The following is a 24,278-nucleotide window of genomic DNA, read 5'->3' as shown; positions in this document are numbered from 1 at the left end:
CCTGAAAACAGCGCTTACGTTTTATTCTGGATGGTAGCAAAATAGCGCGCCATTCAGAATAAAACTACGAACTCCTATGTAATTGAAATTACGATGTAATTTTCGGCGCCGGTAGGCCCGTTTGCACCAGATACATTCAGCTTCAGACACGAGGGGTCCGAGCCTCATCTGGGTCTATGGCGTCAGAGAAGACGGCGTCCAGGCGTTCACCGACTTCGGAATCAAACGCCTCATCGAGCTCATCCAAACCGCGCCTGCCGACGCTGTGAGCCACCCCATGTCGGCGCGCAACGCCGCACACGGTCTCCCTAGCCTGCAAAGTCTCTTCGACCAGACGAACATTCTCGTCGTACTCCATCCGGCGCTGACGCGCGGCGCCCAGTACCTTCACCTGCATTCGCCACATGACCTTAAGGCTAGACTTAAGGTCACATATTCAGAAGGACACTCGAATTGCGCAAGGCCGCCGTCGAAGGGATACAGGGTTACCGGGGATAAGCCTGTAGAAGAGAAGTAAAAAGTCCTGAAGCAAAAGCGTTCTAGTGGCGCCGGGTGGATACCGTCAATTCGAAGCCGCGGTGAGACCGACGGAGTCCGCATGCCCCCGCGACTATAGCAATCCCGACGAAAATCAGACCAGGAGAAGGTGGGCTCAAAACGACGTTTACCGGCTAGGGGACGCGCCCGACGACTAGGCGCGTCCCAAGCTACACTCGTATGCACCGCCTCGCGATATGATCTCGACAAGATACTCTGACGTCGGTGACTCTAATGATGCCAAGCCGCCGCAAGAGATGTTTGTAAGGCTGGATCGCTCGGAACTTGCTGCGTGGCCGTAGGATCGAAGCCGCTGTGTCCTGCAGAATACGTTGCCATGGCCTGTACAAGCTGGGTCAGCTGGCTGTCGAGCATGCTTCCGTCCGAGGTAACGATGCGCGAGAGCTGCGCGTCCGCCTTTGTCCCAAACCAGTCGGCAATAGTCGCCTGATCGTGGGTGCCCATGATACTCACGAGCAAATCGTTGCCGGACTGTCTCAACCACAACCGACTTGTCGAAACTCCTACTCCGATGTCGAGCTCGCCTTGCGCCGCAGCTCCGCTGCCTGTTCCGTTTACGATGCGATCGGTTCCGCTTCCAATACCGAGCCTGTATTTGTCGTAACCGCCATTGCCAGTAAGCGTTGCCGAGGTGGATCCGCCACTGAGCACGTCATTTCCCGCGGCACCGCTCACGGAGAACGCGGTCACTGTTCCGCTGGCGTTGTAGGTGTATGTGAACGTATCCCTTGCGAGCTCGCCGCTGTCATACGTCCCCGACCGAGACGTCAACACGCCGGAGGCGTCGAAGAAGTCGGTGTAGGAGCTGCCGTATTTCCCGGTGATATCGTTGAGCGTGTAGGTCGCGACGGTGCCATTTGCGTTGTACGTCCTTGAGAACGTATCTCCCGAGAGCGCGTTCCCCTTCCCGCTGGCATAGGTGCCGAACGAATAGACCACCCCTCCAGCGCTGTTGTAGTAACGTGTCATTTCGAAATCGGCGTTTTTTTTCGTTGTACGACAGCACCGCTCCGGACGCGTTGTAGGTGTACAGCCAGGAGTTTCCGGTGTTGGGTCCACTGGTGAACACTCCATATTGCGAGTTGATCACGCTGCCGTTGAAGTAGTTGGTCAATTGGTAGCCTGATGAGCTCGTCACCAAGCCGCCGCTCGACGTCGGATGCGCCAGCATGGTGCCCGAGTTAATGCTGTTGCCCGACTGGTCGTAGACTCCAACCCAAACGTCACCATTGTCTTGGAGCACCGTGGACACCATACGGCTGCCATTGCGATCAAAATAGTCGTTGCCGATGTTCCAGGTGTGCAGATTCGCCACATCGCTCCGCACCTGGCTGGCAAGTGCTCCCGTCGGACCCCAGGTCTGGTAGTAGGTGTCGCCCGTCTCAGCCCCGCTCGTCCAGATGCCGCTCTTGCTCGCCATGATCCCATGGTTGAAGTAGAACGTGTACGACGACCCCAGCTTTCCAGTCGGATCGATGACACTGTACGATGCCACGGTGCCGTCCGCATTGTACGTGTACGCCCACGTGTCGCCGGCATTCGCACCGCTGGTCCAAGTGCCTACCTGGGCCACCCTCTGCCCCGCGCCGTTGTTATAGTCCGCGTGGACATTGTCTGCTCCGACCACCGTCGTGCTATTCGCTGCGGTGAGCGCCATGTTCGCAACGCTACCACTGACGGAGAACGATGCGACCGTTCCATCGGAATTATAGGTGTAGGTGAACTTGTCTCCAGCCAGAGCTCCTTGATCGTAGATCCCGCTTTGTGAAAATAAGAGTCCTGTATTGCTATATGAGTTCGTGTAGGAGCTTCCGTAGCTTCCATTCACGTCATCGAACGTATACGTCGCGACGCTTCCATCAGCGTTGAAGGTCTTTGACCAAGTGTTGAGCGTGTTGACGCCGCTAAGCCAGGTACCGACCTGCGCAATCTTCTGCCCCGTGCCGTTTCTGTAGTCTGCATATACCGTCCCCGCCCCGAGCACCATTGTACTATTCGCGGGGTTCAGTGCGATGTTGCCGAGCATGCCGCTGACGGAGAACGCGGTAATCGTTCCGCTGGCGTTGTAGGTATACGTAAATGTGTCGCGTGCAAGCTGGCCGTTGTCATACGTCCCCGATCGGGACGTCAACACGCCGGAAGCGTCGAAGAAGTCGGTGTAGAAGCTGCCGTATTTCCCGGTGATATCGTTGAGCGTGTAGGTCGCGACGGTGCCGTTTGCGTTGTACGTCCTCGAGAACGTGTCTCCCGAGAGCGCGTTGCCCTTCCCGCTGGCATAGGTGCCGAACGAATACACCAACGCTCCAGCGCTGTTGTAGTAGCTTGTCATATCGAAGCTGGCATTTTTTTCGTTGTAGGACAGCTTCCCTCCGGACGCGTTGAAGATGTATAGCCAGGAGTTTCCGGTGTTGGGTCCGCTGGTGAACACTCCATATTGCGAGTTGATCACGCTGCCGTTGAAGTAGTTGGTAAATTGGTAGCCTGAACTGCTCGTCACCAAACCGCCGCTCGACGTCGGATGCGCCAGCATGGTGCCCGAGTTAACGCTGTTGCCCGACTGGTCGTAGACTCCAACCCAAACGTCACCATTGTCTTGGAGCACCGTGGACACCGTACGGCTGCCATTGCGATCAAAATAGTCGTTGGCGATGTTCCAGGTGTGCAGATTCGCCACATCGCTACGCACCTGGCTGGCAAGCGCGCCCGTCGCCCCCCAGGTCTGGTAGTAGGTGTCGCCCGTCTCAGCCCCGCTCGTCCAGATGCCACTCTTGCTCGCCATCAGCCCATGGTTGAAGTAGAACGTATACGACGACCCCGACTTCCCGGCCGGATCGCTGACACTGTACGATGCCACGCTGCCATCTGCGTTGTACGTGTACGCCCACGTGTCGCCGGCGTTCGATCCTGTGTCATATATGCCGCTCGTCGATATCAGAATGCCGGCGCCGGAGTAGACCTGCACTGACGGGCTGCCAGTTTGGGCATTGACCGTCGTGATCGTCTTCTTGGTCGTCAGCCCGTTGACGTCAAGGTCAAGCTGCGTCGTGACGCTCGTACCATCGATTCTTGTGACGGTGGTCGCAACGCTATCAAACAGCCCCGAATTGCCGCTGTCCGTCTGAACGGTCTTTACTAACCCATCGGCGCTGATGGTGGTTACCACTCGATCCTTGACCGAGCCGTCGCGATTGAAGTGCTGCCCGGTAGCCACACTAACGCCATCGACCCCAATTCTCGTCACTTCGGTGTAGTCATAAACGCCAGTGCCCTTCGTATCCGTCTTCACATTTCTTGAGAGCCTGTCTGCGCTGATCGATGTGATCGATTGATCGACCAGGGAGCCATCGGCCTTCAGATCCTTGGTGATCGTCGAGGAACTTCCATCCGCGCTGATCGTGGTGGTCTCGGTGTGGTCGAAATATCCCTTGCCCGTTGTGTCCTTCTGCAGGGTGATGGTCCGACCGTCCGCGCTGGTGGTCATAATCCCCTTTTGATGAAGCGTACCGTCACCGTTCGTATCGACGATCGTTTCGACCCCACCTCCATTTGCATTGTCTGCGATCGTGTCGACCCTTGTGCGATCTATGGTTCCATTGCCATCAAAATCCCATTGGGTCTTAGTTGTCAGGCCGTCGGCGCTGACCGTTACGGTCGCCCGATCCTTCACCGCGCCAGAGCTGCTAAGATCTGTAATGGTCTCCAGCTTGCTTCCGTCAATAGACGTGACGATCGTCTCGGTCTGGTCGGTAACGTTATTGCCGTCGACATCACGGATGATCGTGGTCGTGCGACCATCGGCACTCGTCGTGCTTACGGATTTGTCCTTTATCAAACCGAGCGCACTAAAATTCGTAACTGTCGTGACAGTGCTGCCATTCGCATACTTGTTCGTGACCACCGACTGGCTTTGGTCGACGACCCCGTCGCCATTCGTATCACTCGCAATGGTTTGCGTTCGACCATCAGCCGTTGTCGTAGTAATCGACCGGGACCTCAAAGCTCCGCCTGCACCATAGGCCGACAGCGTTTTGACGCGCGATCCGTCCGAGTTCACGGCGGTGATTTCGGTGGCGGTTTGGTCGAAGCTGCCAGATCCCGCAGTATCCCATTGCTTCGTCGTCGATAGTCCATTTGCGCTTACCGTCTGCACGTGACGGCCAATGAGCGCACCACTCCCATTGAAGTCCGTCGTGGTCTCCGTCGAGCTACCATCGGCGTTGACGACGGTCGCGTCGGTTTGGGTATGCCCAAATCCGCCCGCCCCGGTCGTATCCCACTGCGTCGTCTTGCTGAGGCCATTGGCACTCGTCGCAATGACGGTCTTGTCCCGCAAGGACCCGTTGGCATTCGTGGCGGTTATCGTCTCAGTTTGACTGCCGTCCGAGTTGAGAGTGATGACATCGGTAGTCGTCTGATCGAACGTGCCCGAACCCGTAGTGTCACGCTGGATCGTTGTTGATAGACCGTTCACGCTGGTCGTCGTAACTGTCTTGTCTTTGAAAGTACCGTTGGCATTCAGATCGGCAACCGTCGTAGCCGTGCGGCCGTCCGACATCACCAGGCTGGTTCGCCTCTGATCGACTGTTCCGTCTCCGTTAATATCGCGCGTTGTAGCAACCGAATTCCATCAGAACTTGTTGTGGTCGTTGTCTGGTAATGCAACGAACCGCTGCTGTTGTTGTACGTAATCGTCCTGACGGTGCTTCCGTCCGCATTGAGCATGGTGACATCAGTCTCCACCAGGTCGAACACGCCGTCTCCGGTGACGTCCTCCTGGGTCGTCTTCGACAATCCATTGGTGCTCGTCGTGACTACAGTCTTATCCCGCAAAGATCCCGCGTTCGTGGTCGTCACCGTCTCGGTTCGACTCCCGTCCGCATTAAGAGCCACGACGTCGGTAACGGTCTGATCGAACGTACCCGAGCCAGTGGTATCCCGCTGGATCGTCGTTGAGAGACCGCTCGCGCTAGTCGTCGTGACGGTCTTGTCCTTGAAGCTACCGTTGGCATTCAGATCGGCAACGGTCGTAACCGTGCTGCCATCCGACATCACCAGGCTGCTCTTGCTTTGATCCGTTACTCCGTCTCCGTTGATGTCACTCGAAATGGAAACGGTATTACCATCGGCGCTCACCGTTGTCGCAATCTTGTCCCTCAGAGAGCCGTTGCCGTTGGCGTCCGCAATAGTTCTTGTCCGACTTCCATCGACGTTCAAGACCGTGATGTCGGTCTGCGTCTGATCGTAGTTGCCCGCACCAGTGGTGTCTTGCTGGACCGTTATTGACAGCCCGTTCGCACTCGTGGTCGTAACAGTCCGGCCTTTCAGGGAACCATTACCGTTGAGATCCGCAACGGTCCGCGTTCGACTCCCGTCGCTATTTACGACCGTTACATCCGTCCGACTCGCGTCGGTTGTACCGTTGCCATCGATATCCACCTTCGTGGTCACGTTCAGCCCGCTGGCACTGGTTGTCACGGTTGACTTGTCGACCGTCACACCATTGACGCCACGATAGTCGGTCACCGTCTCCGTTCGGCTGCCGTCAGTGTTGAGAACGGTTGCGTCAGTCCGCCGCCGATCGAATACGCCCGCACCCGTGGTATCCTCCTGCGTGGTGACTGAGAGTCCGCTCGCGTCCACGGTGACGATGCGCTTCGACAAAAGCGAGCCGGTCGCGCTGAACTCAGACGTGGTTGTCGTCGTACTGCCGTCCGAATTGACGACGCTGGTTTGAACCTCGTTGAAATACCCATCGCCATAAGAATCAATTTGGGTTGTGGTGGTTCTGCGATCGGCGCTAATCGACTGCACGGTCTTCGCCTTAAGCGACCCGTTGGAATTGGTATCCACAATCGTTTCGACGGCGCTGCCGTCTGCGTTGAGAACCGTGACGTCGGTCTCGGTCAGATCGAAAACCCCGTCTCCGGTCGAATCTTGCTGCGTGGTTACTGACAGCCCATTTGCACTCGTCGTGGCAACAGTTTTGTTCCGCAGCGATCCGTTGCCATTCAGATTCGTCACAGTGACGACCGAATTCCCGTCTGAGCCGATAACGGTGCCGCTGTTCTGCGTCCGATCGAAAGCGCCATTGCCATCGAGATCCGCTTGAATGCTCTTTGAGAGGCCGTCGGCACTTGTCGTGGTCACCGTCTTTGCGTTCAATGACCCATTCCGATTGAATGCTGACAACGTATCCACGATCGAGCCGTTGGCGGCGATCGAGACAGTCTCGATCGAATTGAACTGCCCGTCACCATCCGAATCAATCTGGATGGTTCGAGATCGTCCATCGGCGCTCCGCGTCGAGATTGATTGATCCCGCAAGGAGCCATTTGCGTTGCGGTCCGCAAGTGTTTCGGTTGTGCTGCCATCCACGTTCCGTACGGTCACATCCGACGACACGACATCGAATGTGCCGTTGCCATCAAGGTCAACCTGCACGGTCCGTGAAAGGTTATCGGCGCTTAGCGTGGTAACGGTAGTCCGCCGCAGCGAGCCATTGCCATTCTTCTCAGACAACGTCGTGACCGAGCTTCCATCGGCATTGAGCACCATGGAAGTCGTCTGCGTCAGTTCGATGGCGCCATCGCCATCCGCATCGATCTGGCTCGTCTTTGTAAGACGGTCTGCGCTGGTAAGCTTGATTACCTTGCTCCGCAGCGATCCATTCGTATTGAAATCCGACACCGTTTCGGTTCGGCTGCCATCGCCGCCAACGACCGTTGTGTCGGTCTCCGTCAGATCGAGGACACCGTCCCCGTTCACGTCAACCTGGAGGGTTTTCGACAAGCCGTTCGCACTTGTCACAGTAACAGTGCGATCTCTCAGCGTGGCGTTTGGATTTAGATCGGAGATGGTTACAGTGAGATTGCCCGACGCATCCCAGCTGTCCGTCTCGACTCGATCATACGTGCCGCTGCCGTCCGAATCCGTGCTCGTTGTTTGGGTCTTGAGATCGCTGCTCGTGGTGGTCGCGATCCGGTCCAGGACATGACCTCGGCTACCGTCGTAGTCGGTTACCGTCAGAGTCCTGCTCCCGTCCCCATTCAGGACCGTGGCGCTTACCTGAACTTGGTCAATAACGCCGTCGCCATCCACATCTTTGGAAAGCGTGACCGTCCGGCCATCGGCGCTGGTTTGGCTGGTCGTTTCCTTGGCGAGGCTGCCGTCGGCATTCAGCGCCTTGCTATCGATCGTGGTCGAACCATCAGCATTGTGCGTCGTGGTTGCTTGAACCACATACCCCCGAGGATCGTAGGCGAAAATCGCATCTGCCGCCGAACCGGTGGTCCCGTCGGTTTTGGTGTAGGTGGTTTGGCCCCTGATTGCGGAGCCGTCCGGCAGCATGATCGTCTGCTGATTGGAGGTGAGATCGATACTGGCAATACCCGCTTGCGCCAATGTCTCAACCTGGGTCGTGCCGTCTGCATTCGTGACGACGAGCTTAAAGTCGGCCCAGCGGGCGTCACCGCTGTCAAGCTTGCCGTTGTGGTTACTATCGAAGACGTCGCGCAAGGCGTCCATGTCCGATGTGGCGGTCGGATCCCACATCGTGAAGGCAATTTCATTGCCTTGGTTGATAACGCCGTCATGATTTGCGTCGATCGCCAGCACCGCGTCACCAGCGCTGGCCCATGCGGTCGCGTTTTGGTACCCGGTGCCCTCCATGTCGAAGAAGTAGTTCGACGATCCAAGCTGGGTGATCTTTATGCCGTTGCCATCAAGGTCGAGTACGACCGGCATTCCGGGTTCGCCCGTGGATGGGGGCGGCGGTGGGGCAGGCTCTTTAGGCAAATAGAAATGAGACGTCCACGGATTGCCTTGTAAATTGCTATAGAAATCCTGAGTGGGCATCGTATACCACTGCGGAGCAGGATAGCTATGAGATCCAGAAGACGAATCCCCCGACGACGGTGACGCTCGGTATGACGGCGAAGGCGACGGCGAGCCAAAAGTTATCGGCACGTTCGTGGAGGTTGCCATGAGGGCGGAATGCGTTGTGACAAAAGTATAAGCAGTCACACTCCGTGGAGTGGGGGCGGAAGCGGTACGGGGGTCGACGGATGAAAGCTCTGAGGCAGCGGCGCGAACTGCTTGATTGGTGCAAGCTGCTGTATCGTCGGGAACGCATTTTGACCGCTTTGCCACGTGGTCGCATCGGGGGACCTGCTCCCGTCTGTCTGATTGAATAGGAGCTGGTTGTACGTTTCAGTTGGGATAGTCGCGGATGGTGACTGCAAGTAGGGAATCGCCGGAACAGTCGGAGAACCGCTGGAAAACGAATCTGCATAGAAGAAGAGCTGGGCGTCTCCCACCAGCTCCTGGTACTGCTCGAATTCGTTAAGCAGGGGTACCGGTCCACCAGCCCCGCGTGACCCAGACCCCAGATCTTGAGTGGTGAGGGTCGCTGTTCCCTGCACGGTACCAAGATTGACGAAGAAACCTGGTCCCAAAGTCACACCAAGCGAGTAACCGGTTCCCTCGAACGGAATTCCAATTTGCAGTCCCACCACTCCAAGATGCAGTCCCCAAATCGACGAAAATCCGTCTACGGCCTTTGCATTCCCGTACGTTAGAGTTGACTCTTCCCCTACGAAGAGACCGTAGAACTTCGAACTCCACGGGGACAAGTAAGGCCCCTTAGAATAACCGCCATCCCCGTCAACCTTGTCCGTGCCTATAGAACCATACAGTCCCATTCCGTTGTCTTCGGATCCGCCGAATCCAGTGACGACGACGCCCCCTGATGCACTGCCACTAGAAATGAAAGGAATGTGCCATTCCATAAGACCGCCAAAGGTAAGCGAAAGCCCGGTAAATTTTTTGTCTGCCATGACGGCCACTCCGGATGTAAATGGATACTATTGGGAAAGGAGCCCCAGGCGGTCGAGGAACAGGAGTCCGCCAATCACCGCAAATAGGATGAGAAGTAGAAGCGCATACAGGTACAGTTCGATTGTCCCGAAAGCGCGCCAAACGATCCGAATATCGAACGGACCAACGTCGGCCTTGCGACGGATTCGATCTTGCAGGGCGGATCCAAAACAGAGCCCGATAAAAACTAGAATCGTGGCCACGATGATTATCGTGTTACGCATCTTGCCCTCTTCAGTCGGCCGCTTGCAGTGCGTCGAATTTGCACCTTACAATTCCATGTGGCCTTACGCCGGAGTCGTGGAGGCGCGACGGACGCAGTGCGATAAAGCGCCTCATCCCGTCGGACTGCTTCGAATCTTGGAACGCATTCACGTCAAACTCGCGCTGACCGTCTGCGAACACTCCAAGCGAGCCCAGCGCTTGCCGGTAATCAAGCGCAAACCACGCGCCCCACGAAACTGAAGCAATACGATTGAGCGCACAATTATCACGCAAATGCCGCCTGATTGCGCTGTGAGTCGCGATGTAGTCTGTTACTGTCAGGTCCCTCAAACCACGACCTCATCAAGGGCTCTAGCTCATTGCCGATGGACTGAAGCCCGCCAAAGAAATACCTAGCGTTGCGACGGACGGACGATTTGAGATCGCGCGGAAAATTATCTTTAGCGATGAACCGGAGGTGAGGAACGTCCGCAACTGACTGGCACTGCGGGAAGGGCACATCTGCAACTGCCCCTGCGATCGACGAAAGAAGCAAGAGCAGAACGAGCACGATGCCGGAAAGCGCCCCATTTCTTCTCAGCAGGGTCAATGCTGCACCGTCATAAAATGAAATTTGCCGTCCGACCGTCCGAGAGCTGATGGAAGCTCACCAACAGCAATAAGCCGTCTCGGGTGCGACGCCGCGCACAATCGACATGCGTCGTCAGAGACCGCCACAACGCACATCGATATTCCCCAGATACCCCAAATCTGCCCACCACGTTCAAGCACAACTTAAGGGCGTCTGCAAGAGTTCGGCAACAATCTGAAAAAAATTACGGAGCACCATAGAGCACCAAGCCACCCGACATGGATTGGAGACGACCATCACACGATCGTCTTTGATAGGTTCTTCTCAGCAGCCCTAGCGTCCAGCTCATCTGACTCTAGCGAATTGGACTTTAATGAACGTCGTCTGCTACCTATCGGATTCCAAGCGCCTAAATTAATTCCAGCATGGATCGGACTAGGCAACTCTTTGCCTACCGCTACGCGCCACTCACAATGGCGAACTCGACAGTCGGAACTGCCTTGTCCAACCGATGGTGAGGGCCACAGCAAGATCACCGCTCCCTCAAACTCTCATGCTTGTATCGTAGCAACGGCGACATCACATACTCGATGATCCGCCGCTGCCCCGTCTTGATCTCCACCGTCACCGCCATACCGGGCGCGAGGTTCACCATCTTGTCCTCGACCTGCATCTGCGTTCCTTCGAGTGACACGCGCGCTGCGTAGAGCAGCTCCTGGCCTGCGGGTTCGCTTGACTCCGACAGCGCGCCGCCCTGCTTGGCAGCGCCATTTCGCTCCGGCGGCTTGTCCTTGACGATGGCATCGCGCGAGACGCTGATGACCTTGCCGTGCAGGAGGCCGTAGCGCGTGAAGTTGAAGGTGTCGATCTTGATCTCGGCGTCCTGGCCGTGCTCGACGAAGCCGATGTCGCGATTGGAGATCATCGCCTCGACCTCGATGCTGGAGCCGCGGGGCACGATCATCATCAGCTGCTGCGCCGGCGACACCACGCCGCCGACGGTGTGGATCGCGAGCTGCTGCACGGTACCATCGATTGGCGCCCGCAGCAGCTGCTCGTCGGTCTTCTGCTGCGCCTTGATGGAATCCTGACGGAACTCGTCGGCCTTCTTCTGGGCATCGGAGAGATCGCTCAAGACCTGCCGCTCGAAGCCGGATTTGGTCTGGGCGAGCTGCTGCTCCAGCGCGCGGCGGGCGGCCTCGATCTCGACCAGCTTGCGCTCCTGCACGATACGCTCGTTCTGCTGGTCGATGAGGCGCGTCTGGGCGTCGATCCAGGCAATGCGATTGCCGTACTGGATGTCCATCGCCTTCTTGCGAATGGTGAGGGTTTCCTCGAGCAGCGGCAGCGTCGCGTCGATCTTGGCGATCGCCGCGGTGATTGATTGCGCCTCGGCGCGCTTCTGATCGATCTGCTGCACGACGGAGGCTAGCTTGGCCTGCTGCTCGGCGGCCTGCGCGAGCAAGGCGGACCGCGCCCGTGCGATCTCGACCTCGGAGGCGCCGGCGGGCTCCTCCAGATCGTGGGGTGCGGTGAGGTCGCCAAAGCTGCGGCGCAGCGCCGACAGGCGGGCGACGTCGAGCAGGCTTGCGACAAGGTCCTGCCCGACCCGCTTGCGCTCGGCCTGGGTCACCGTGCGGTCGAGCTCGACCAGCACCTCGCCGGCCGTCACCTTGTCGCCGTCGTGCACGTGGATCGCCGAGACGATGCCGGTCTCCAGCGGCTGGATCGTCTTGGTGCGGCCGGTCGGCATCACCTTGCCGGTGGCGGTCGCGATGATGTCGACATGGCCGAAGGTCGCCCAGCCGATCGCCAGCGCAAAGAACAGGATGATGGTGAGGGCCACCGCCCGCCCTGCGGGCGAAGCCGGCGTCTCCAGGATCTCCAGCGCCGCGGGTAGGAACTCGCGCGCGTCGCGCTCGCGGCGCCAGAATGCGCGGCTCTTGCGCTCGATCACATCAGCCGACGACATGGAGCCCTGCCTGGATCTGGTGAAGCATGGCGTAGCGCCCCGCCTTCTTGATCAGCTCGTCATGGCTGCCGTCCTCGACCAGACGGCCGGCCTCGATGGTCAGGATGCGGTCGGCGTGGCGCACCGCCGACAGCCGGTGGGCGATGATGAAGACGGTCCGGCCGGCGCAGATCTTGCGCATGTTGCGCTGGATGATGTTCTCGCTCTCATAGTCGAGCGCGCTGGTGGCTTCGTCGAAGATAAGGACACGGGGATTGGTGACGAGTGCGCGCGCAATCGCGATGCGCTGGCGCTGGCCGCCGGACAGGCTGGCGCCGCGCTCGCCGACAACGGTGTTGTAGCCGTCCGGCAGCGCCAGGATGAACTCGTGCGCGCCGGCGAGTTCGGCCGCGGCGATCACGCGCTCCATCGCCATACCGGGGTCGGCGAGCGCGATGTTGTCGCGGATGGTCCGGTTGAACAGCACGTTCTCCTGCAGCACCGTGCCGATCTGGCGCCGGAGCCAGGCGACATCGGCGACGGTCAGGTCGATGCCATCGATCAGGATGCGGCCGGCCTCCGGCACGTAGAGCCGCTGGATCAGTTTTGTGAGTGTCGACTTGCCGGAACCGGAGGGGCCGACGATGCCGATCACCTGGCCGGGCGCGACCTTCAGCGAGATGTCCTGAAGCGCGAGCGAAGTATCCGGCCGGTAGCGGAAATTGACATGGTCGAACGTCACCTCGCCCTTGATCGGCGGGAGCGTCGCCCGCGAGGGATCGAACATCGGTTCGGGCGCGGCATTCAGGATGTCGCCGAGCCGGGCGATCGAGACCCGCGCCTGGTGAAAATCCTGCCAGAGCTGGGCCAGCCGCAGCACCGGCTGCGCCACCCGGCCGGCCAGCATGTTGAAGGCGATGAGCTCGCCGACCGAGAGGTTGCCCTCGATGACGAGATGCGCGCCGAAATAAAGCGTCAGCGCGGTGACGAGCTTGCTGACGAACTGCACCGACTGACTCGCCCAGTTGCCGGGCGACAGCACGTCAAAACTGGCGCTGACATAGCCGGCGAGCTGCTCCTCCCAGCGCCGCTGCATCTGCGGCTCGATCGCCATCGCCTTCAGCGTCTGGATCGCGCTGACGCTCTCGACCAGGAAGGCCTGGTTCTCCGCGCCGCGGTCGAACTTCTTGTCCAGCCGCTCGCGGAAGATCGGGGTGACGCCGGCCGAGATCGCGATATAGAACGGGAACGAGCCGACCACGATCCAGGTCAGGAACGGCGAATAGTAGAACATCACCGCCAGGAACACGAAGGTGAAGCCGAGATCGATCACCAGAGTCAGCGCCGAGCTCGTGAGGAAATTCCTGATATTCTCGAGCTCGCGGACCCGCGCCACCGAATCGCCCGCACGCCGCGCCTCGAAATAGGCGATCGGCAGCGCGATCAGGTGCCGGAACAGCCGCGCGCCGAGCTCGACGTCGATCCGGTTGGTGGTGTGGGAGAAGACGTAAGTGCGGAGAGCCCCGAGCACGGCCTCAAAGATCGACACGACGATAAGCCCGAACACCAGCACGTCGAGCGTGGTGTAGCCACGATGCGCCAGCACCTTGTCGGTCACGACCTGGAAGAACAGCGGCGTAACCAGTGCAAATAGTTGCAGGAAGAATGATGCGACCAGCACCTCGCCGAGCAGCCGGCGATATTTGTGCATGGCCTGGAGGAACCAGGTGACGTCGAACTTGCGCGCAAGATCGGAGAGCGAGGCGCGCCGCGTCATCAGCACGATACGGCCGGTCCAGCCCTGCTCGAATTCCGCGCGCTTCACGACCTGCGGACGGTTGACGGAGGGATCGTGGATGAGGACGTCGTCTGTGCCGGCTTTGCCAAGGATCGCAAAAGTGCCGTCGCGTCTCTCGACGATCGCAGGCAGCGAAAGTCGGGCAAGTCCCGGCCAGCTCTCTCGGATCGCCCTCGCCTTCAGCTTCAACTGTTTGGCGGACCGGAGCATCTCGAGCACACCAACGGGGCTGCCCGAGAACTGATGTGCGATTTGCGCAGGGTCGATCGACACCTGATGAAATCGCAGCAACAGTGCGAGGCACTGCAGTCCCGTATCTTGCCTTACCGCCTCCAAATTCGTCATCCGCTCCCCGCTGGCCGCCGCTTCTCTTTAGCTACGACGCTCGTGATGATCGGAAGGGATTTGCACTCTGAGGTGTATTTCCATGACGACGTCCGAGCAGACAAAAAGGATATCATCCGTCGGCACGGGCTGCCGACGGTAGCACGCTCAGAGTATTGAGATTTCGGCGTGGCCACGCTGTCTGGCGAGCAATATCAACTGCCCGATCTTCGTCAGCACGCTCGCGCGCTGAAGATCGAACGTCAGCGGCTTCTTAGATACGGAGATTTATTCCAGTTTTTGCACCGTGCAGTCCAATCACCCTTATCCTATTCTGCTCATCGCCAACGAACCGAACGATGACCGGCAACGCATCGATGGCTCCGCAGAAATCGCCCCTCATAGAAGCAATGCAATGTTCCGTTGCAGCGTTGCACAACTTTCGGTAGCCTTGCAATACATCCTCAGCAACGCTCTGAAATAATTTTTTGTGAAGACGATCGGCTTCGCCGCTCCGCTTCATCTCGGATGCCCTCCGCGCGGTTCAACCTCGTTCAGCGCGACATAGAGAGACAAAATCGTGCGTCTCCGCAGCCGTAACGAGCTCGGCTCCGTGGGTCGTGGACACCGCAGAGTTTGCGCTCTCCACCAATTCTGTCCGGCGCGTAGAAGCCATCGAGGTGGAGATAGATAACCGACCACGTCGATCGGCCTTATTCGAGTTTAGTGCCAGTAATTCGCTTATTCCCGCGTCGATATCCCCATGGACTCCAAGCGCAGCCCAATCGGCCGATCTCAGAGCAAGTCCACGCGACGCGTGGTCATCAAGGCCTTAATCTGGGCGAGACCTAGCTGCCTGGATATGGCGGCAAAGTCCATATGGGAAAGATCTCGAAGAAGGGCGATGCCTATCTGCGCAAGCTCCTGGTGCTTGGCACGACAACAGTGATCCGCTATTGCCGCGACAAGCATGAGCTTACAGGCTGGATCAATGCGCACCTGCAAAGGCGCCCCACGCGTTTTGACGGTCGCAGTCGCCAAGGACAATCGAATTGGTGAGAGCCGCGACTACTTAATGGCAGCCGTTCAAATCCGAAGGTCAGGCAAACCTGTGCCTATGCATGCATCAAGCGCGACGGCAGTGGCTGGGACCCGATCCGTGGACTACCATTGGGGGCCGCAGCCAAGGAATCCGCTTTGATGAGGCCGGATCGCTGACTGCATCCCGACTAAACATGCTGAGACGTCGAAGAAAGTTCTTGCCATGTGGGTGTCATCCGCCGATGCACAGGTGTAAGTTCTGCAATTTTCTTCCTATTTCTGCATCGAAATGCAGAATTTTGCAGAGATTTGCAGAAGGCAAGACGGCTTCCTATCTCTTGTTGGTGGACGAGGGAATTGGGATGGTCGACAACAAGGCGCTTGAATCCGGTTTGAATGCGATGGCAGAGGACTTCCATCTTCCGGGCGGAGGACGCAAGAAGCTTTCGCAGCTGGTCGCCGGACATATGGACTGGTTCGACGCCGCCGAGCGCCGCGGTATGGGCTGGCTGGACATGATCAGGGCGTTGACCGCCGCCGGCGTGACCGGCAGAGGAGGAAAGCCGTTGAGCGTCGGCACTCTATCTTCCACGGTCTGGCGCAAGCGCGCGGAAGCTGAGGACGTGAAGAGCCGCGCGAGCCGACGAGCGCGCCTCGCGCCGCCAGAGCCCGCTTCACAGCATCGCAGACTACCGAAAGAGGCAAGTCGTTTTTCGGCCGGGAAACCGCCGCGAAGCGAGCGCACTGCATCCCGCCCTTTCGACGATCAGGCACAAGCCAGTCGGCAACCCCCAACACTCTCAAAGCGTTCGGCGCCTGAGGTCCGCAGTCAAAATAGAGACGTACTCGCGTTCATGGACCGGGCCCGCGCCGTACGTCGAAAATCGGATTAGTGAAGTTGGAGATCCGGCCGGCCAATGCACCTTTCGTCAGTGGTGCGATGCGGAAATTCCGACGGATTGCATGATATCGGTCGGAAAGTGTCTAGGATTCGATCCTGATCTTTTCCGCGAGCCGGGCCAAAGGCCCGGCGAGCGCCGGGACGCGGACACGCGTCACCGCCGCCGATTCGGCTTGCCGGATCGGCGGCGGTGCACCAGGCCTGAATGCAAGACGCGCAACCGACGTCCGGTTACGCGGCCCATGTCTTTAGATTGCTCGCTCCATCAAGCGCTTTGCTTTGCCCTCCAGCTCAAGGCGGGTGTCCTGATGAGCCCTCCCGCGAGCAAATGCGGTGATGCCCTGCACGAAATCAAAGATGCTTTCCGGCTTGCGGTTGTCCTCGCCCAAAACGGTTTCAATGATCTTCGACGTCTCGGATCTGGAAAACCCGCTCTTGCGGAGGAAACTCTCTCGGTCCTCGTCAGTGCGGGCAACAATCCGCTCCCGCGCCGCCTTGATTCCGGCGACGAATGGCGCGGGCGAGGAATTGGCAAAGCTGGTCAGTGCCGGCGCTGCTTCATGGGCAAAGCGTTGCGCCGCGAATTTCGAGTGCCGGATAGTGATTTCCTCGAAATTCTCCACTCCCCACAGATTGCGGTTCATGCAGACGGCGCGAAGATAGAAACTCGCGATTCCAAGCGTCTTGCTACCCACTTCGCTGTTCCAGCAGTAAAAACCCCGGAAATACAAGTCTGCTGATCCGTCCGGCAAGCGTCGCGCCTCGATTGGGTTGGTGTCGTCGACAAGAAACAGGAACACGTCGCGGTCACTGGCGTAGAGCGTGGTCATGTCCTTGGTCACGTCCACAAAGGGATCGTGGGTCATGGTTGCCCAGTCCATCGCGCCCGGGACCTTCCAACGTGTGTCACCCGTGCCATTGCCCGCGATCTTCATGACGGCCGCGACCAACTCGTGATCCCAGATACGGCCATAGTCCGGCCCGGTGACAGCACGAAGCTCAACGCGTCCGTTATTGGTCTCCAAGGTTTTCACGAGCTCGGCGCGATGCGACAGCAAGCCGTGTTGCAGGTTGATGGCTGACAGGGCTGCGGGAAGCTGCCGCAGATAGGACGTCGGTGCACCGACAAGCGTACACAACTGGCCAAAGCTCCAATGCGTCGGCGCCACCGGCTCGTCACGTCCCGGCACCGTCAGGGACAGCCGCTCAGCATTGTCCCGGCTCGCCTCCACCCGGATCGCCCGGCTTTCCACCATCGCGCTTGCGCGCGCTCGGCGCGCCCTCTCACTGCTTCATAGAGGTCCGGCAAGTTCAGATACCGCTCGTCATCCGGTCGCGCAAACCACTCGGACGACACGCGGCCGACCCGCTGGCCGCGCGATACGTCCACGTGGAAACCGCCGGAAGCAGGCTGTTCGTTTTGAGACAAGGTCATCATGTTCATGGTCGTTCTCGTTAGGGTCAGGTTGAAGCGCAGCGCTGCGCTGCAACCCTGCCCGTCGGCGAGACCTGGGGTAGCAAGGGCAAGGGCGGCCGGAGCGGAGGGGGATCACCCGCCCGACAAGGGCGCGCGGAAGCGCGCGTCTGCACGCGCCTGACGACATCGTCGTCATGAAGATCCTTTGCGCGGAAGACCGGGGATACCGCTCCGGCTGGCACGGCGAGCCGTGCTTCACCCTTGCCCGCGCGAGGGCGGAGCCCTTAGCAATCCCTTCAAAGGAAAAATTCTCTTCCTACCTTCCTGGAAAGCGGCAACGGAAATGCAAAGAGCCCCGCCTCCGAGGAGGCGGGGCCGATGATCCCGAGGGATCAGTCGCCGTTGCGGCGAGACCAGATCAGGGTGAAGCCCTCGTCGCCTTCAACCTTCACCAGCGAGGCGTAGATCGGGGCCGGGAAGCTCGGGTCGTCGAGCTTGACTGAGAGGTATTCGCGATCGCTGTCGCGGGCAGTCTTCTTCCAGGCGGCGCCGAACTCGGCGTTTTGCGGTGCACCGCAAAACGCGGATTATGCGGAGCTGAGCGTTATGCGGAGCGGCGTGCTGTGAATGCAGATTTTTCGGGGCCTCGTCGACCGCGGCACTCCGCATAATCTCGTGGAGAGGAGCTGCGCCACTTCGGCACAAAAACCGGGCACTCCAAAACCTGCCGTTTTGCGCTTGCGGCAGCCACCAACGAAGCAGCACGCTTTTCGACTCCATGATGCGAGGCCTGTCGTTTGGTCACGCCTCTGCAAGATGGCGCGCGATCAACTCGACTGCGAAGTCGAGGAAGTCGCGCTGGTGGAAGCCGGCGGGGTCTTGGGCAACGCTTGCCAACAAGGCTTCGCCTGACATTGCCGCATGCATGTGAGCCGCGCTCAAGAGAGCAATGGCGTACTGAGTGTCGGAGATCCGCGGTGCGGGCCGCCTAGCCTTCCGCGCTGCTTCCATCCGCGCTCGATGAACTCGCTCGACCAGCGGCTTGAGCATGCCTGATCCCTTTGGCCGCCAGCCGGCCAGGCTAAGCCAGAGGGCGAGCCTGGCGGCCCGTTCGTCCGTATAGGCGCGCTGAAAGAGCCGGCCGAGGGCGGCGACGTCAATCTGATCGGGCGCCCAGCTTTCGATAGTCGCTTCAATGTCATCCACCAGCCGGCGTCCGATGCGGCGCAGGAGGGCGTCCATCAACGCTTCGCGCGTGCCGAAATGGTAGTGGACAGCCGCGTCCGTAATGCCCAGGTCGGCGGCGATGCGCTGGATGCGCACGCCTTCGGGGCCGTCGTCGTGCAGTCGCTGCTCCGCTGCATCCAGGATCGCGAACTTCGCCGCTTGCGGTGTTCGACGTTGTCGCGTGGCCATTGACATTCCTGCGTTGGCGAGCCTTACTTAGGGTATCCTAAGTAAGGGGGTTGTCCATGGACGATTGGCATCCCGAGGCACTGGCGAGAATAGCTGATCGGCTCGGCATTGCCTTTACCGACCTCGCGCCGCCGCGCTCACGGAGTTTCCGCACGCAGGGTGGACCCAATATCCACGTCCTCGATTGGGGCGGCCAAGGACCTCCGGCGGTGCTGCTGCACGGCGGCTCGCTCACCGCCCGCACCTGGGATTATGTCGCCGTTGCGCTGCGGGCCGATTACCGGCTCGTAGCACTCGACATGCGCGGCCACGGCGCAAGCGATTGGTCCAGCGACTATTCAATAGAAAGCTACGTGACGGACCTCTTGGCAGTAATCGACGGACTCGGAATCGAACGCACGCGCATCGTCGGCATGTCATTGGGCGGAATGGTGGCTTGCGAGTTCGCGCTGCGCCACCCGGACCGCACCGAAAGCCTCGCGATGGTCGATGTGACCTCACGGCCCGTGTTCGCTGCAACGGCGCGGATGCGTACCTTCATGACGGACTTTCGTGGCGCGGCGACAGTGGACGAAGTGGTTGAGATGGCGCTTGCGGTTAGTCCCAAGAGCGATCCAGAGCGCCTTCATTATCGGATGCGCACCCTGCTGAAGCGTGGCGACGACGGGCGCCTCGTGTGGAAGAGCGACCGCCGTCGTCCGTTGGATTATTATTATGCCATGATCCTGAGGCATCTCGCAGGCTTCGAGACGCGTGTCCCAGACATGGCTGCACCGTTCCTGCTGGCCAGGGGTGGTGAAAGCCTTATCGTCGCCGAAGACACTGCCCATGACTTCACCGCGCGATTCTCCGACGGGCGGTGGATCAATATCAAGGGTGCGGGCCATAACGTCCAGGAAGACAATCCGCGCGATCTGGCCGACGCGCTGAGAGCCTTCTGGGGAGGACGCCTGCGGAGCATGACGCAGGAAGGCATTCAATGAAGACTTGCCAGGTCTTTGCTGCATATGATCGCGACGCACCTGCTGAACACGCCTGGGCCTACTGCCCTATGTGCGGCTCCGGCCTGATCCGAGCGACCAAAGGTGAGCCGGCAAAGGCATGCGCAAACCCAACCTGTGCCTTTGTGCTGTACCGAAATCCAACTCCAATCATCGCCGTTCTCGTCGTCGACGGTGACAAGTTCTTGTTGTGCAGGCGGAAGCGAGAAACCCTCGAAGGAGGCAAGTGGTGTCTGCCGTGCGGTTACATCGAATTTCATGAGGATTATCTGACGGCAGGCAGGCGCGAGGTGAAAGAGGAGACTGGCCTTGAGGTAGAGATTACTGCCCTGCTCAGCGTCGCTTCCAACTTTCTTCGCCCGGACATCCACACACTGGCAGTTGCCGTGCTCGCCAAGTCGGTGGGCGGAGCAATCTGTCCCGGCGATGACGTCGACGAATTGGGGTGGTTTTCTCTTGGAGACAAATTGCCGAACTTTGCGTTCTCAGCTGATCGTCACATGGTGGAGCGCTACTTTGCGACTCGCCTCTCGGGCGCGCCCGTCGATCTCGCATACGCGACGACAAGACAAGATCGGCTCGCCGCTCCGGGCCGTCGAGGGTCGTAAGTATTTGTCTGCACATTGATGGCACTGGAGCCGCGGCGCCTCGCGGGAGCGAGACGCCGCAGTGAGTGGTCAGCGCGACCAGACGAGCGCGTAGCCGTCATCGACCGCGACGAGGTTGGCGTAGATCGGCGCCGAAAAGGACGGGTCGTCGAGCTTCACCGAGTGATAGACGGTGTTTTCTTTGGAGGTCCGCTGCCACGCGGCACCTATCTCGACGTTACCGGCCATCACGCGCAGGTTCGGGGCCTTCTCGTTCTCGGAGGGTTCGGCCGGAAGGAAGCGCGCCTTGATGTTGAGCGAGAGCGTCTTGATGGTGCCGCTGTAGGATCCATCTTCGGCGCGGGTGAAGGTACCAATCTGAGCCATGGTGATCTCCTGTTGCTGTTTCCAAGCCCGCGACCATCGCGGCCTTGATGGCGATCTGTAAGCGCCGCAACGACCGGCCCGCAGCCTTGGCCCGCAGCGAAGCGGAGGATGGCGGGCTGAGCGATCTTGTTGCCTCGCGAGGAATGCCGCCGCTTGGCGGCAGGGGAAGAAGATCGTGAACGAGCCATTGCGGGTAAAGGTCGGCGAGCGCAGCGAGCGTATTGTGGCGCGTGATCCGCCAGCAAAAGGCCGGTATGGACGTGGGCGCAAACAGCCTGACAGGAGGGCATCCGCTAAAAGGCTCCCACACCGCCGCGACCGCGACACCACACCGGCAGCTCGCGCTCGATACAACAGCGCGCACCTGAACGTCCGCAACGACGAGAAGAACCGGGGCTAATCGGTATTGCCAGGAACGGCGATGGCGTGCAGGGAGACAAGACCGAGGAAGCCGTTGAACGAGGTGCCGACACAAATCCTGAGCAGCTCCGATCTGCTGTGGACAGCGGGCCTTGTCATGACGCCAAGCGTTCGGTCCGATGCAGACCGTCGCATGCTCCAGCCTCCACTCAAGCCAGGGAGGCGTCGTCATGTCGAAGCGGAATCAGAAACGAAGGCAAGGCAAGAGCGTGGAGGGACGGCTATGCGTCCTCTCTGCCTATATTGACGGATTTAGGAGCTGGCTTCAACGAAACGGCTATCAACCGACGACGATGGTAGAGGTGATGCGTCTGCTTGCGTGCTGGGCCGGTTGGCTGAAATCGTCGGAATTTACCCTCGACAACATAGTAGCCGGGTTCGATGCATCTGCTGCGGTGTTTAAGGGTAGTAAGACGATCAGAGCTCCCCGCGGGGCGGGCGCCTTGTTTATCCGGTATCTCCGGGAACAAGGAGCGTTGCCGCCGCCTTCGGCGCCACCATCTCCCACGAAGATATGGCCTATACTCGGAGCATTCCGGACGTGGATGCGAGGCCAGCGGGGCGTCACCGACTCCACGCTCGACACCTATCAGACCACTCTTGTCGATCTTCTCGAGATTCTTGGCGACGACCCAAAAGCCTTTACCGCCCAAGCAGTACGCGCTTTTGTTCTTGAGCGCGCCAACCGTCGTCGCCAACGTCGGCACCTGGATGTACAACGCTGCGTCCGGATGGCTGATGACCAGCCTCGATGCCAAACCAATGGCGAGGACGCAAGTCAGCGAGGATCAGTTTCAGGTCAAGGAAAACGAGGTCATCCATCTTCCGACCGACGCCCGCTGGACAGCGTGTGCCGGCCGCCCGGAACCGCACCTTTACTCGCAGGGCATGGTGGGAAGTGTCCTCCCCAATGGCGAAGATTATCGGCGTGAAGACGTCGAGCCGATCGCGATCAAGCTTTTGGCGGCGAGGCCGGGAGCTTCCGGGGAATGAAGAAGCCTGACCGATTTCCATATGAGACTTCACGATGGTCGCCGGCGCAGCCGGACCAAGCCAAACGATGGTCCGAGGAGCTGGACACGCAAAGTCCGCAGAACGTTCGCAACAGACTAGTGCAAACCGGCGCCGGCTCTGCCGGCGCGGTTACGATCGGAACGACGGAAATGACGATCGGCTTCGCTGAAGACTGGCTAGCCTGGCACGATCGCAAGCGAGAGGCGTCGGAAGACAAGCCACACAGGAAGCACTGGCTCGATTGGTTCTTGGGGGCTGTGACGGTCACATCGTTGGGCTTCGCCTTTTTCACAAGCGTCCTTTACCAACGCGACGACATTCGGGTCGTCATCGGCGAAGCCCTCAAAGTCACGCGGGATAAAGGGGGATTGGTGCTGGCAGAGGATCAGAATTTCACCTTCATCAATTCTGGAAACCGCCAAGCTCTCATAAGCGAAATCTACGCTGAATTAGTGCTGATTACCGATCCGAAGACTGGATGCGATGGCCGGTTCGCCAAATCCATCGTTCTTAATCCGACCCAGATCGTCATAAAGCCGGGAGACATTTCGCCGGTACATGCGAAGGTGGTGCAGCGTTATCCTTGGGAAAGGGACAAGGATGGGCTTCTTTTCCGGCAGGCCAAGGAAGAGCAGAATGATAGCTACATCGTCTGCTTGCAGCTTTACGTCACGACCCCCGACAGTGCGTCGTCGCGATCGGTGCAACGGCTCTATTTGGTCTCCCCGAACGACGACCAGTCAAAAGACTTTTTTGACCGGAACACGCCGCTGAAGGTAATCCAGCGGACGCATTGGGGCTTCGGCTGATGGAAATCGACCGCTATTTCGAACAGATCGTCGATCCGACGATTGCGGACTTCGAAGCGAACCCGACATCAGTCCGGCATACGTTCTTAGCCGCGGTCGCGGTGTTTCACGCGATCGACTATCTGGGCGCCGGCAACCATCGGAAGAAGTTTCGAGAAACCGACCCTGACTTCGCACTGGTTGACCGTATCGCACATGCGTTCAAGCACGTGCATACGGGGCATCCCGCCGATCCAAATCTTCAGCCATTGTCGGCCGAAGACGTGATCTCGCGGCCGCCGGCCGTTTGGGATCGCGCCGTTTGGGACCTGTCCAGCTGGGATGATGCGACCGGGGGCATCACTCTGGACGGCGATCGACAGCTAGACGTCCTTTCAAGGATCCAACGCGCTGCCGAATTTATCCGCCTTCAAATCAAGGCCGATCGCCCCACTGGGTCTTGAGGGTTGCGACTGCATGGATCGCCTACTGTCAAAGATCAGTCGCCGGCGCCGCTTCCGCGGCCCGCGGCTGCCCGCCGACCCGCTAAAGCTGAGGCTGGCGCAAGGCGCCCATCGACAGGTCGACGCCGCTATCGACGCGTTGGAACGGGGCAGGTTCGACGTTGCCCTGACACTCGCCGGCGCCGCTGAAGGAATGATCGAGCGCGATAGCCACTACCTTTTTGCCAGCCTTCGCGACAACCCGCGGCTCATGGAACGCATCGGAGACAAGAAGGAGCGGATCGCTCTACTCAATCGAGAGCGCGACTGGCTCAAGCATGGTGGTACCGACGAAATGCAGATCGAGTGCTTGGACGCCGCGCTGATGATCGCCCGTGCGGCATCGAAACTTGAGGTCTGGACGCCGAAGATGGAGGACTTCCGCGTCTGGTTACTTCAGAACTTAGACAATCTCTAAATGCAGCGACCTGACACCAGCCCAGCCGGCGAAGCTGGTCACCCGAGCAAAAGGGGCCGCGATGAGCAGACGCTGCTTAGAGGA

General features: G+C 59.4%; 17 protein-coding genes and 3 pseudogenes. 8 read left to right on the top strand and 12 right to left on the bottom strand.

Translation table 11 applies throughout. From position 1 onward, the window contains the following. Positions 1–142: 142 nt before the first annotated feature. The 8 genes from XI09_RS17325 to XI09_RS17290 form a co-directional block, all read right to left on the bottom strand. Positions 143–397 (bottom strand): hypothetical protein, encoded by a 255-nt coding sequence (locus XI09_RS17325; RefSeq protein ID WP_271567894.1) that lies wholly within the window; start codon positions 395–397, stop codon positions 143–145. Between the two features lie 371 nt (positions 398–768). Next, a complete protein-coding gene (locus tag XI09_RS17320) occupies positions 769–1,248 on the bottom strand; it encodes a calcium-binding protein (RefSeq protein WP_271567893.1) in 480 nt (159 codons plus the stop codon). 55 nt (positions 1,249–1,303) lie between these two features. Beyond that, positions 1,304–5,113 (bottom strand): beta strand repeat-containing protein, encoded by a 3,810-nt coding sequence (locus XI09_RS17315; protein WP_271567892.1) that lies wholly within the window; start codon positions 5,111–5,113, stop codon positions 1,304–1,306. Further along, on the bottom strand, positions 5,113–8,301 hold the full coding sequence (locus tag XI09_RS17310) for a beta strand repeat-containing protein (RefSeq protein ID WP_271567891.1): 3,189 nt from the start codon (positions 8,299–8,301) through the stop codon (positions 5,113–5,115). Before XI09_RS17310 ends, XI09_RS17315 begins: the two co-directional genes overlap by 1 nt. A gap of 275 nt (positions 8,302–8,576) precedes the next feature. Beyond that, positions 8,577–9,392 (bottom strand): hypothetical protein, encoded by an 816-nt coding sequence (locus tag XI09_RS17305; RefSeq protein WP_271567890.1) that lies wholly within the window; start codon positions 9,390–9,392, stop codon positions 8,577–8,579. Between the two features lie 27 nt (positions 9,393–9,419). Next, the gene (locus XI09_RS17300; protein ID WP_271567889.1) at positions 9,420–9,656 is read right to left on the bottom strand and encodes a hypothetical protein; all 237 of its coding nucleotides are present in this window, start codon (positions 9,654–9,656) and stop codon (positions 9,420–9,422) included. Positions 9,657–10,760: 1,104 nt separating this feature from the next. Then, positions 10,761–12,200 carry an HlyD family type I secretion periplasmic adaptor subunit gene (locus tag XI09_RS17295; protein ID WP_271567888.1) on the bottom strand — a complete coding sequence of 480 codons (1,440 nt, stop codon included), beginning with the start codon at positions 12,198–12,200 and terminating at the stop codon, positions 10,761–10,763. Beyond that, the gene (locus XI09_RS17290) at positions 12,187–14,322 is read right to left on the bottom strand and encodes a type I secretion system permease/ATPase (RefSeq protein WP_442869603.1); all 2,136 of its coding nucleotides are present in this window, start codon (positions 14,320–14,322) and stop codon (positions 12,187–12,189) included. The genes XI09_RS17295 and XI09_RS17290 overlap by 14 nt, the downstream gene beginning before the upstream one ends. A gap of 837 nt (positions 14,323–15,159) precedes the next feature. Here XI09_RS17290 and XI09_RS17285 point away from each other — a divergent pair. Further along, positions 15,160–15,340 (top strand): annotated as a pseudogene (locus tag XI09_RS17285) (transposase); the annotation flags it as partial. A 364-nt stretch (positions 15,341–15,704) separates the two neighbouring features. After that, complete coding sequence (locus XI09_RS17280; RefSeq protein WP_271567886.1) at positions 15,705–16,235, top strand: hypothetical protein; 531 nt, start codon at positions 15,705–15,707, stop codon at positions 16,233–16,235. 256 nt (positions 16,236–16,491) lie between these two features. Here XI09_RS17280 and XI09_RS17275 read toward each other — a convergent pair. The 3 genes and pseudogenes from XI09_RS17275 to XI09_RS17265 all read right to left on the bottom strand — a co-directional run bounded on the left by XI09_RS17275 (position 16,492) and on the right by XI09_RS17265 (position 19,076). Further along, positions 16,492–17,681, bottom strand: a pseudogene (locus XI09_RS17275) (DUF932 domain-containing protein). Between the two features lie 371 nt (positions 17,682–18,052). Next, positions 18,053–18,232: pseudogene (locus tag XI09_RS17270) on the bottom strand (DUF736 domain-containing protein); the annotation flags it as partial. A gap of 229 nt (positions 18,233–18,461) precedes the next feature. Further along, the gene (locus XI09_RS17265; protein ID WP_271567885.1) at positions 18,462–19,076 is read right to left on the bottom strand and encodes a TetR/AcrR family transcriptional regulator; all 615 of its coding nucleotides are present in this window, start codon (positions 19,074–19,076) and stop codon (positions 18,462–18,464) included. 56 nt (positions 19,077–19,132) lie between these two features. On the opposite strand from XI09_RS17265, the gene XI09_RS17260 reads away from it, so the two are divergent. Then, complete coding sequence (locus XI09_RS17260; protein ID WP_271567884.1) at positions 19,133–20,059, top strand: alpha/beta fold hydrolase; 927 nt, start codon at positions 19,133–19,135, stop codon at positions 20,057–20,059. Continuing rightward, entirely contained in the window at positions 20,056–20,685 is a 630-nt protein-coding gene (locus XI09_RS17255; RefSeq protein WP_271567883.1) for a nucleotide triphosphate diphosphatase NUDT15, read from the top strand. Before XI09_RS17260 ends, XI09_RS17255 begins: the two co-directional genes overlap by 4 nt. A gap of 69 nt (positions 20,686–20,754) precedes the next feature. On the opposite strand, the gene XI09_RS17250 is transcribed toward XI09_RS17255, so the two are convergent. Continuing rightward, positions 20,755–21,051 carry a DUF736 domain-containing protein gene (locus XI09_RS17250; protein WP_271567882.1) on the bottom strand — a complete coding sequence of 99 codons (297 nt, stop codon included), beginning with the start codon at positions 21,049–21,051 and terminating at the stop codon, positions 20,755–20,757. A gap of 1,041 nt (positions 21,052–22,092) precedes the next feature. Between XI09_RS17250 and XI09_RS17245 the strand changes: the two genes are divergently transcribed. Genes XI09_RS17245 through XI09_RS17230 form a run of 4 tightly spaced genes read left to right on the top strand, consistent with a single transcriptional unit; the run spans position 22,093 to position 24,194 of the window. Further along, entirely contained in the window at positions 22,093–22,464 is a 372-nt protein-coding gene (locus XI09_RS17245) for an MFS transporter (RefSeq protein ID WP_271567881.1), read from the top strand. Then, the gene (locus XI09_RS17240) at positions 22,461–23,294 is read left to right on the top strand and encodes a hypothetical protein (protein ID WP_271567880.1); all 834 of its coding nucleotides are present in this window, start codon (positions 22,461–22,463) and stop codon (positions 23,292–23,294) included. The genes XI09_RS17245 and XI09_RS17240 overlap by 4 nt, the downstream gene beginning before the upstream one ends. Then, positions 23,294–23,737, top strand: coding sequence for a hypothetical protein (locus tag XI09_RS17235; RefSeq protein ID WP_271567879.1), 444 nt, complete (start codon positions 23,294–23,296; stop codon positions 23,735–23,737). The genes XI09_RS17240 and XI09_RS17235 overlap by 1 nt, the downstream gene beginning before the upstream one ends. A 13-nt stretch (positions 23,738–23,750) precedes the next feature. Further along, positions 23,751–24,194: a hypothetical protein gene (locus tag XI09_RS17230; RefSeq protein ID WP_271567878.1), complete on the top strand. Its 444-nt coding sequence runs from the start codon at positions 23,751–23,753 to the stop codon at positions 24,192–24,194. Positions 24,195–24,278 lie beyond the last annotated feature (84 nt).

This window comes from Bradyrhizobium sp. CCBAU 11386 (assembly GCF_028128955.1).
Lineage (GTDB): Bacteria > Pseudomonadota > Alphaproteobacteria > Rhizobiales > Xanthobacteraceae > Bradyrhizobium.
This window is presented reverse-complemented; position numbering and strand designations above follow the sequence as displayed.